Genomic DNA, 9,608 nt, shown 5'->3' with positions numbered 1-9,608 from the left:
CGGACCCCCGCCGTCACTCTCGCCGCATGACCACCCCAAACACCCGCATACCAGGCACCACGCCCTTGACGAAGGACATAGAGACACCCCCCCCGGACACGGCACCCGCCCCCGAACCCCTGTCTCCTCAGCCGCCCCTGCCTCCCCCACTTGCGCCGGAGTGCCCCCTGCACGGGCTGAGGGCGTGGCGCCGGCGCCGGACCAAGCCGAACCGATACGGGGCGCCACCTAGAAGCCCGGCCGGGAAGCCGGTTGCCGTCCGCCCGCGGACGGCCCGGTGGAGGCTCCGTAGGCGGCGGGACAACCGGAGGCGGCCCGGCCGTCGGTGGGCGCGGCCTGCGGGCTCGCACGGCCGGAAGCCCGCACCTCAACCCCCCGACTCCGCCGGAAGTCCCCTGGCCGGGCTGGGACGGGGCGCGACGGCTGTCGGGGCAAGAGGGGACGGCAAGGGGTGGCCGGTGCGGGCGGGAGGGCGGCGGCTCCGGGAGGGCGGCGGCTCCGGGAGGGCGGCGGCTCCGGGAGGGCGGGGGCTCCGGGAGGGCGGGGTCAGTCGATCACCGGTGGGACGAGGCGGCGGGGTGACTGCCAGGGGGTCGGGTCCTCCGTGGGGCGGCGGGGCGGGTGGGGGCCGCGGGGCGGCGCGCCGGTGACGCCCGTGGTTGCCATGCCTCCCATGACGCCGGTGCCGGGCACCGCAGGTGGGTAGCCGGGCTGACCCGGCGGGAGGGGCGGGGGTTCGGTGGTGGCGGGGGCCGTGCCCGTGGTGCCGCCGAGGTCCGCGGCCGTCTCGGCGCCGATGACCAGGCCGCGGGGAAGAGCGCCGCGCAGCGCGGGGACCGGGCGGCCGCCGATGATGCCCGGGTCGCGGGGCGGCGAGGACTGGGTGCCGGCGGCGGTGGCCGGGCCGCTCGCGCTGCCGCGCAGGGCGCCGGTCGCGGCCGGATGCGGCGGAACCGGCGGCGCGACGGCCGGGTACGCCGGGCCGAGGGCGAGCGAGGGCGGCTGGTCGCCAAGGGCGTCTGGCGCGGCGGGAGTTGCCGCGGGCGGATGGTGCGGCCCCGGCACGGCGGGAGACGCCCCCGTGACGGCTGACGGGGTCCCGGTTCCGGAGAGGAGCATCGCCACGTCCGCGTCCGCGGAGCCGTACGCGGGCCCGTCCGCTCCGAGCGGCCGCGGCGGGGCGGACGGCTCCGCCCCCGTTCCCGCCCCGGGCCCCGCCCCCGTCGCCGGCCCCGGCCCCGGCCCCGGCCCCGCAGCCAGCCCCAGCCCCGTCGCCGTCGCCGTCGCCGTCGCCGTCGCCGTCGCCGTCAGCGGAACCATCAGCGGAGCCGTCGCGCAGGCTGGGGTGCCGTCCGCTCCCTCGGCCCGGCGTCCGCCCGCACCCCGCGTGCCCTGCGGCGCCTCGGCTCCCGGCGGCGGAAGCACCGGCGCCTGCGCGTGTGCGATGTCCAGCCGGGACGCCGACAGGGCGTAGGACTGGGCGAGTTTGGTCATCTGCCGGACGGCCTCGGCATGGCCCTCGGCCAGCGCCGCCGCGACCTGCGAGGCGCCGGGGGCACTCGGCACGGCCCCTCCGGCGCCCACCCCCGGCCAGGTGCCCGCCGTCCAGGAACCCCCGCCCGGACCCGGCCGCGAGGCCGCCGCCCCGGAACCCCACCCGCTCGCCGCCGCGGGCCCGCCCGGCCCCGAGGCCGCCTCGCCCACGCCCGGCCGCCTCCCCACCCCGCCGGCTTCCGCCCCCGCCCCGTACGGCGGCATGGCCGCCCGTACTTCCGCGAGGGTCTGGGCCGCGTGCCGCAGCCAGTCGCCGGTCGTACGGCTGAAGTCGGCCAGGGTCAGGGCGGTGACGGCCATGCGGTGCACCTGCTCCTCGTACGCGTCGGCCGCCTCGCCCTCCCAGCCCGGCACCCGGAGGCGTTTCAGCACCTCACCGATCTCCTGGACCGCGTCCGCGGCCCCGGCCAGCTGTGCGGCACAGGCCGCGACCGCCTCCGCGTCGGCCGAACCGACCATCCCGAGCAACTCCCCGTGCCCGCGGCCCTCGAAGTCCGCAGCCCCCGCGCTCACCCGGGCCCTCCTCCGCACTCCCTGGTGATCGCGCTCATTCCGAGTCCCCGGTCCCCCACCACTGCGCGTGCCCCCCGCCTTCCTGGTTCGGGTCCGGACCGTGCGCATTCCGGCCGCAGGGGGTCCGGCCGGGCCAGGCCCGGTGCGCCGCGGCTGCCTCCGCGTCCGTGGCCGCGCCGCGCAGTCGGGCACGGGCCTGCGCGTCCGTGTCCTCGTAGCCGTCGCGAGCCGCGGCCAGTGCGAGGGACAGGGCTTCCAGGTGGGCGGCCAGAGAGGCGGCCAGGGCGGCAAGTTCGGCGTGGGAGCGGGTGTACGCGCGCATCAGACGGTCCGCTTCCGGGAATCCCGTGCCCAGGCTGCCGGGGGGCAGGGCGGCGGTGTCGCGGAGGCGGGTCGGGGCCGCCGGGGAGGCCTCCAGGGTGTCCAGGAGGGCGCCGAGTCGGCGCCGGTACGCCGTCATGCTCGCGGCCTCGACCGACAGGCCCGGCGGCCTGGCGCCCGCGGGCCCCTGGGGAGCCGCAGGCCCTGCCGCATCAACAGCCCCCGCCGCGCTTGCCGGGCCCACGACTCCCGGCGGTCCCAGAGGCCCTGCCAACCCGGCAGACACAACCCGTCCTGCACTCCCCGGCGGCCCGGCAGGACCCACCGCCCCGGCCACGACATGCGCCCCTAAGCGCGCCACAGCGCCGCTCGCCACAGCGCCCGCGTCCACCGCCACAATGCCCGCGCCCACCGCCACAGCTCCCGTCGGCACCGCGCCCACCGCCACGCCTGCCGCCCCCGCCTCAGCCCTGGGTCGTCACCACGGCTGCCGAGGGGCGGATCGGGAGCCTGTTCACCGGGCGGCCGGTGGCGGCGCGGACGGCCGAGGCGATGGCTGCCGGGGCCGTGACCACCGGGACCGCGCTCGCCGCCTTCGCGCCGAAGGGGGCCACCACGTCGCGTTCCTCGACCAGCTTGACGATCCGGATGTCCGGCGCGTCCAGCGCGGTCGGCAGGGCGTAGCCGGTCAGGTCCGGGTGCCGGACCAGGCCCCCGGCCGTGCGCAGGTTCTCGGTGAGCGCGGCGCCCACGCCCTGCGTGACCCCGGCCTCGATCCGCGCCGCGAGCTGCCGCGGGTTGAGGACGCGGCCGACGTCCTGGGCCACCGCGAGTTCCACGACCCGTACGGAGCCCAGCTCGATGTCCACGTCCACCACCGCGCGGATCGCGCAGAAGGCGAGGCCCACGAAGGCGTCGCCCTGCCCGGAGGCGTCGAGGGGCTCGGTCGGGTGCGGGCGGCACTGGGCCGTGGCCCACAGCTCCTTGCCGGCCATGGCCTCGGCCACGGTGGTCGTGAAGGCCCCGTCGTACGAGGTGATCTTGCCGTCGGCGACCTGGAGCAGCTCCGTGGACATCCCGAGCTTGTGCGCCATCGGCTGGAGCAGCTGGGTGCGGACCATCTTGGCGGCGCGTTCGACGGCCCCGCCCGAGACCCACGTGTGGCGGCCGTGCGCGGCCGGTCCGGCGGGTGGCTGGTCGGTGTCCACGGGGGCCACCGCGACCTCGTCCACGCCCAGGACCTCCTGGACGATCTGGCGGGCGAGGGTGGCGAAGCCCTGGCCGGTCTCGACGGCCGCGCAGATGACGGTGGCGACGCCGTCGTGCACCTTGACGGTGGCGGTGGAGACCTCGTCGGCGCCCTCGGCGCCGAGCATGTGGACCATGCCGAGGCCGTAGCCGACCCCGCGCCGGATCGCACCGGGCTCGCCCGCGCCCTCCGGGCCGCCGGGCAGCAGCCAGTCCTCCTCGGGGCTGTCCTTGGGCAGGGCCGGGAGTTCGAAGTCGCGGACCGCGCGCAGGAGTTCGGCCACCGGCGCCGGGCAGGTGACGGTCTGGCCGGTGGGCAGCAGGTCGCCGGTGGCGAGCACGTTGCGCATCCTCAACTCGGCTCCGTCGATGCCGAGTTTGGCGGCGAGCTTGTCCATCTGCCCTTCGTACGCGGCGCAGACCTGCATCGCGCCCTCGCCGCGGACGTGCCCGGAGGGCGGGTTGTTCGTACGGACCGCCCAGCCCTCGACGAAGGCGTGCGGGACGACGTACGGACCGCAGGCGAAGGCCACGGCGGCGGCCAGCGACTCGGCGGAGGAGTCGGCGTAGGCGCCCGCGTCCATCAGGATCTGGGCCTCGACCTTCACCAGCCGCCCCTCGGCGTCCGCGTGGTGGCGGTAGCGCAGCAGGGTGGGGTGCCGGTGGGCGTGGCCGAGGAAGGACTCCTCGCGGGTCGCGGCGAGTTTGACGGGGCAGCCGGTGCGCAGCGCGAGCAGGCCCAGGGGCAGCTGGAAGCCGGGGTCCTCGCGGTCGCCCGTGGCGCCGGGCACGCCGGTGACGACGACCTTGACCCGGTCGGGTTCGAGGCCGAAGCAGGCGGCGGCCAGGTCGCGGTCGGCGTGCGGGTCGGTGGAGGCCGTGTAGAGCTCCACCCCGCCGTCGGGGCGGGGCACGGCGAGGCCGGCCTCGGCGCCGATGGGGGCCGGGTCCTGGCGGCCGATCCGGTAGAGGCCCTCGACCACGACCTCGCCGGTCGCCTCGGCGTCGCCGTAGCTGAGCGGGATGTGCCGGATCAGGTTGCCGTCGGGGTGCAACGGCGGGGCGCCGAAGGCCTGTTCGGGGTCGGTGACGGCGTCGAGGAGCTCGTACTCCACCGTGATCGCGGCGGCGGCGAGCCGGGCCGTGTCGGGGTGGTCGGCGGCGACGGCGGCGATCGGCTCGCCGTGGTGGCGCACGACGTCGTGGGCGAAGACCGGCCGGTCGGCGATCCGGCGCCCGTGGGTGGGCGCGCCGGGCACGTCGGCGTGGGTGACCACGGCCCGGACGCCGGGCATGGCGGCGGCACCGGACGTGTCCACGGACAGGATGCGGGCGTGCGCGTGCGGGGAGCGGAGCACGGCGGCCCAGAGCAGCCCCTCGGCCCACAGGTCGGCCGCGTACGGGAACGTCCCCTCGGTCTTGGCGCGGGTGTCGGCGGGCATGACGGAGGCGCCGATGCCGCGGGGCTCGGCGGCTTCCGCGTCCGGCTGCGCACCGGCCGCCGCCGCTGCGAGGGCCGTCGCGGTCGCGATCGCGTCGGGGATCGCGGTGGCCGCGTCGTTGCTCACGCCATGCCTCCCATGCCTCCGTGGTGGTGCTCGGGGTGGTGCTGTACGCCGCCGGCGCCGGGCGGTGCCTGGTGCGGGACCCGGACCTCGGGGCCGGTGGCGGTGCCGTGGGCGGGGGTGCCGTGGGCGGGGGTGCCGTGGGCGGGGGTGCCGTCGGGATGGTCGGCGGCGCTCGCGGCCTCGCGCTCGGCGACCACCTCGCGGACGGCCTCCAGGACGCCGCGGTAGCCGGAGCAGCGGCAGAGGTTGCCGCAGAGCGCCTGGCGGGTCTCCAGCTCGCTGGGGGCGTGGTTGCCCTCCAGCAGGTCGTGGATGGTCATCGCCATGCCGGGCACGCAGAACCCGCACTGCACGGCTCCCGAACGGCACAACGCCTGCTGCACGTCGGAGAGTTCCCCGTCGGTGGCCAGGCCCTCGACGGTACGGACCTCGCTGCCGGCCGCGGTCGCGGCCGGCACCAGGCAGGAGGCGACGAGCCGGCCGTCCACCTGCACGGCGCAGGCCCCGCACTCGCCCTGCGAGCAGCCGTCCTTGGCCCCGGCCAGCCCGAGCCGCTCGCGCAGCACGTAGAGCAGCGACTCGCCGATCCAGGCCCCGGTGACGGGCCGGTCGGCACCGTTCACGCGCAACACGTAGGAGGCGTACGGGTGTTCCTCGTGCGGGTCGGCCGGGTGCGCGGCGGCCTCCCCGGCCGCCGGGCCGGCGAGGTGCCCGGCCCCGTCCGCGGCTTCGGCTTCGGCTTCGGCTTCGGCTCCGAGGGCTCGGTCGCCGTCCGCACGGTCCGCCTCGGCACCCGGCCCGGAAGCCGCGGCATCCGCCCCGGTCCCGTCCGCCGTCGCCGCGCCGTCGGCCGCACCGCCCGGAACCTGCCCGGCCCCGCCGGACGCGTCCGCGAAGGGCTCCGCGCCGCGACCGGCTTCGGCGGCGGCATCCGCGGGCGCTCCGGCAAAGGGATCCGCCCCGGCCAGGTCGGCACCGGAGGCCCCGGCGGCCGACTCCGGACCGTGCCCGGCAGCCCCCGGATGCCCGTCGGCGGACGAGTCCGCGCCGGGTCCGGCCACCCCCGCAGGGTCTGCGGGGGTGGCCAGGCCGTGCCCGGCCGCGCCTGCGGGCGCCCGGTCCGCGGACTCCGGCCCGGGGCCGGTGGCCCCGGCAGGCCCGCCGTCGAAGCCCTCCGCTCCGTGCCCCGCAGCCCGCGCACCGCCCGGATGCGCCTCGGCGAACGCCTCCGAACCGAGACCTGCGGCCCCCGCAGCACCCGAGCTGCCCCCAAAGGAGTCCTGCTCGTGGCCGCCGGGCCCGGGAGACCCGGCGGCGTTGTCGTCGAAGCGGTCCGTGCCGTGGCCGTGGGCCCCGGCGGGGCCCGTGGGCGCGCCCGCGAAGGAGTCCGGCCCGTGGCCGGCGGGGCCGGCAGCTCCGGCCGGGTCCGCGGGCCGATCGGCAGCGGACTGCGCCCGGCCGTCGGCAGTCGCCGAGCGGTCCGCGGGCGCGTCGCCGAACGCGGTCGCGGCGGCCGCCGGGTGCGGCTCCGCGAAGAGGTCCGCCCCGTGGCCGGGGGTTCCGCCGGCCACGCCCGGGCCGGTGCCGGTGGCCGGGCCCGCGCCGGGTCCCGCCGCACGGCCGCCCGGCACGATGCCCGCGGCAGCCGCCCCGGCGGGCGCGCCGCTCGGCGCTTCCCGGCCGTCGGCGGCCGTCCCCGACGGGCCGGACCCGTCGGCCGGACCCTGTCCGTGGAGACCGGGGGCCGTGCCGGGGACGCCGGCCGGACCGGCACCCGCCGCGGAACCCGCACCCGCCGCGGAACCCGCATCCGGTGCGGTACCCGCGTAGCCCTCGTGGGCAGCGGCCCCACCCGCAGAGGCCAGGCCGGTCGGTCCCGCACCCGCGAACGCGCCGTGGGCCTGGGCATCGGCCGCGCCGGCGTCCGCGGGGCTGCCCGCGGCCGCGGCCCCCGGCTGCGGGGCGGTCGTCGGCGTGCCGCTGCCGAAGGCGTCGAAGGGGGTGAGCCCGTCCGGGAAAGGCCCGGTCGCGGCGTCCACGGCACCCGGGCGGTCGGCCCCGGCGCCGTCGTTCACGTTCCGGCCCGGAGCTCCGGCGGCTGCGTGCCCCGACCCCGATCCGTACGCACCGGCTCCGGCCCCCGCCCCGGAGAGCCCGCCGTCCGCAGCGGCGTGCAGCCCCGGCAGGTCACCGGCGCGCGCGTGCCCGTCCGCAGCGGACCCCGCCCCCGGAGCCGGAGCAGCCGCGCCGCCGAAGAGCGCGGAGCCCTCGGCAGCCGCTCCCCCGGCCGCGTACCCCGGCCCACCGGACGCCGCGCCCGCGTCGAAGCCGCGGCCCAGCGTGCTGCCCGGCCCGTAGCCGGGCTCGGCGTACGGGTCCGGTGCCGGGTAGCCCGCGTACGGGGCGTCCGCCGGGTAGGACGGGGCCGGGTACGAGGCGTACCCGGCCGGGTGGCCGGACGCCGGGTCGGCGCCGGGCGGCAGGCCGGTGTCCCCGGCGGGGGTGTGGCCGGTGCCGAGGGCCTCGGCGGCCAGGTTGGTGAAACTGCCGGTCAGGTAGGCCTCTTCGGCCGGGGCCTGAGCCGGGGCCTGAGCCGCGGCCCCGGCCGGGTCCTGGGCCGGCTCGGAGACCGGCGGCCGGAAGGCGGTGCCGGTGTAGTCGGCGGGCGGCGCCACGTAGCCGCGTACGCCGTCGAACTCCTGGGGGGCGGGGTGCCCGAGCGCGTCCTGCTGCCCGGCCTCCCCGTCGGCCGCGAGATCCGCGACGGGACCGCCGACCGCGCCGGCGGCTGCACCGCCCGCCCGCTCCTCCGCCGCCGCATCGGCGGCCGGGGCGGCTGCGGCCGCGTCCTCCCGGGCCGCCTCGGCCGCGAGCGCCTCCGCCCACGGGGCCGGGGCCCCGCCGGGCAGGGTGGCCGGGGCCTGGTGGGCCCACTCCGGGCGCAGCGCGGTGCGTGCGTACTCCCCGGATTCCTCCGGAAGGTCGCCCTCAGCAACCGGAACCGCCCATTCACCCGTCAGGGCGTGGTCCTGCACCGCGTGGCCCGGCACCCCGCCGTGGCCCCCGTCCGCCCCGTGGCCGCCCGGCACCGCCTCTGCGAAGTGCCACTCCGCGGTGGCGGCCGGGTCGGGCTCGGCGCCCTCCGCCGGGGCCCCCGTACCGGCTCCGGTGCCCGCGGGCGCGGGCCACTGCACGGGGTCGCCGGCCGGGATGATCCACGTGCCGGTGGCCGCGGGGTCGGTGCTCGCCGCGGAGGTGACCGGGACGATCACGGGCGGCACGTAGCCGTGCCCGGGCGCGGCCAGCGGCTCGCCCGTGCCGGTGCCGGTGAGCATGTCCGGCGGCAGCTTCACGAAGGCCGTCGCGTCGGAGTCGTACTCGCCGCCGTGCGGCACCGGCTCCCAGCCCCATCCGGGAGCGGCCTGTGCCGGGTCGTGCGTGTTCTCGTTGCCACTCATGAGGTCAGGGCCCTTCCCAGAGCTCGCCGGGCCAGCACGGCCACGGTCCGCCGCAGCTGCAGTACCGCCGGCGGTACCGGATCCCCCTGATCCGGTACGCAGGCCATCGCCACGTAGTCGCCGAAGGCCTCCAGCGCCTCGGGCGCCAGGCTCCGCTCGCCGTCCCAGTCGATGAGCGAGGCCACCCACTGCTCGGCCTCCAGGGGCCGCAGCGGCATCGGGGCCACCGCGCCGACGGCGCAGCGCACCCCGCGGCGGGCCGGGTCGAGGACGAGGCCCACGGAGGCGGTGGCGCGCCCGGGTCCGGTGCGGCCGGTGGCCTTCAGGAACACCTGGGGGGCGTGCAGCAGCGGCACCCGGACGAAGCCGATCAGCTCGCCGGGCCGGAGCATCTCGCGGCCCGCGAGCAGGTGGGAGACGGGGATCTCGCGGCGGGAGCCGCCGGGGCCCACGATGACGAGCACGGCCTCCAGGGCGGCCAGCACGGGCAGGGTGTCCCCGGCGGGCGCGGCGGTGGCGATGTTGCCGCCGAGGGTGCCGGCGTTGCGGATCTGCGGGGGCCCGGCGGCGCGGGCCGCGGCGGCCAGGGCCGGGATGAGGGCCGCGAAGTCGGGCCGGCCCATCCGGGCGTGCGTGAGCCCGGCGCCGAGCAGTGCGTGGCCGTCCTGGTACTGCCAGCCGCGGATCTCGCTGATCCGGCCGAGGCCGACGAGTCCGGCGGGCCGCAGCAGTCCGGAGTTGACGGCCGCCATGAGGTCGGTGCCGCCGGCGACCGGCACGGCGGCGGGCATGGCGGCGAGCGCCGCCACGGCCTCGTCGAGCGAGGCCGGCAGCGTCACGGACTGCGTCGCCTGCGGTGCGTGCGTGGTCAACCCAGCTGCCCCTTCCCGATGTCCCGGCGCTCACGCCTGTCCGCCGTACGGTACGTGCTCACCGCCGGGACGTG

General features: G+C 78.9%; 5 protein-coding genes. All 5 read right to left on the bottom strand.

From position 1 onward, the window contains the following. Positions 1–546 precede the first annotated feature (546 nt). The gene (locus ACZ407_RS32680; protein WP_468134752.1) at positions 547–2,067 is read right to left on the bottom strand and encodes a WXG100 family type VII secretion target; all 1,521 of its coding nucleotides are present in this window, start codon (positions 2,065–2,067) and stop codon (positions 547–549) included. Positions 2,068–2,101: 34 nt separating this feature from the next. Further along, positions 2,102–2,527, bottom strand: a complete 426-nt coding sequence (locus tag ACZ407_RS32675; RefSeq protein WP_468134750.1) for a hypothetical protein — start codon at positions 2,525–2,527, stop codon at positions 2,102–2,104. A gap of 325 nt (positions 2,528–2,852) precedes the next feature. Next, a complete protein-coding gene (locus tag ACZ407_RS32670) occupies positions 2,853–5,204 on the bottom strand; it encodes a xanthine dehydrogenase family protein molybdopterin-binding subunit (protein ID WP_468134748.1) in 2,352 nt (783 codons plus the stop codon). Continuing rightward, complete coding sequence (locus ACZ407_RS32665) at positions 5,201–8,662, bottom strand: 2Fe-2S iron-sulfur cluster-binding protein (RefSeq protein WP_468134746.1); 3,462 nt, start codon at positions 8,660–8,662, stop codon at positions 5,201–5,203. Before ACZ407_RS32665 ends, ACZ407_RS32670 begins: the two co-directional genes overlap by 4 nt. Then, a complete protein-coding gene (locus ACZ407_RS32660) occupies positions 8,659–9,534 on the bottom strand; it encodes an FAD binding domain-containing protein (RefSeq protein ID WP_468134744.1) in 876 nt (291 codons plus the stop codon). Before ACZ407_RS32660 ends, ACZ407_RS32665 begins: the two co-directional genes overlap by 4 nt. Between the last annotated feature and the right edge of the window lie 74 nt (positions 9,535–9,608).

Source organism: Streptomyces sp. NPDC030809 (assembly GCF_055572195.1).
This window is presented reverse-complemented; position numbering and strand designations above follow the sequence as displayed.